This is a genomic window from Pararhizobium sp. P1_E7, from assembly GCF_056405855.1.
In genome coordinates this window covers 1-846 of the sequence record NZ_JBFUBH010000240.1, presented here as the reverse complement: position 1 = coordinate 846, position 846 = coordinate 1, and the positions used below count along the sequence as shown (strand labels likewise).

Genomic DNA, 846 nt, shown 5'->3' with positions numbered 1-846 from the left:
GTCTTTAAACTCTTCTTTCAGGCATCCGGCAACCGACAGCAGTCTCTTCAGAAACTTCGTGGGAATCCGCTGTATGATCTCGTTGAGTGTTTTGCATCGGGCTAGGAACTCCTGCTGGCTCATGTCCAACGGAGCCACTTGTGCCAGCTTGCAGAGGACCGGATAGTGCAGCCAGCTGTTGGCTTCGATTTCTTGCCTCGAGAAGGTTGGCAACGCCTCTGGATCGGTTTCGATCCCGAAATGCGCACCAAATCTTGCAAGATGATCGCCAAATTCCAACAAAGCGGTCACAAACCGATCGGTTTTCGCAACGATGTGCTCTTCGTCTGGGGAGAAATTTGCGACTTCCGATGCTGATAACGCATACTGCCGCGCGTACAGAACTTCCCGACCAGGTTTCGCTTCATAGAGCTTTCTCAACGGAACGCGGACCATGTTGCGGCCGATCCTCATACAATCGGTGAACGCCCACTGGCCGCGATATGAGGGGCTGCAGTGCCATTGATGCGGTCCAGACTTGATAGGCATTGTGTCGTAGAGGTCGTTCTGTTCGTAGCGTCGCAGGAATTTGTCATCCAGATGGACGATTGAGTTCTGAAAGATACTTTCGACCTCCCTTTTATTATCCAAAGCCTTGGCCTGATCAGGCCACACGATCTCGTATGGATTCATATCCTCGCAGAGTTCGGGATAGACCGCCGGCACTGAGGCCCAGACCTGCAGCAGTAGTTGCTCGCCGTCCTCTCGGAGATCGACAATGTACCATCCGCCTGTTGGTTCAAAGGCTATGTGTTTCTGACCAGCCATGATCGACCGAAGTTCGGGGCTGTCCGGCAACACGTTCTG

General features: G+C 53.1%; 1 pseudogene. It reads right to left on the bottom strand.

The features are described 5' to 3' along the window. A pseudogene (locus AC1D17_RS29185) lies at positions 1–846 on the bottom strand (hypothetical protein); the annotation flags it as partial.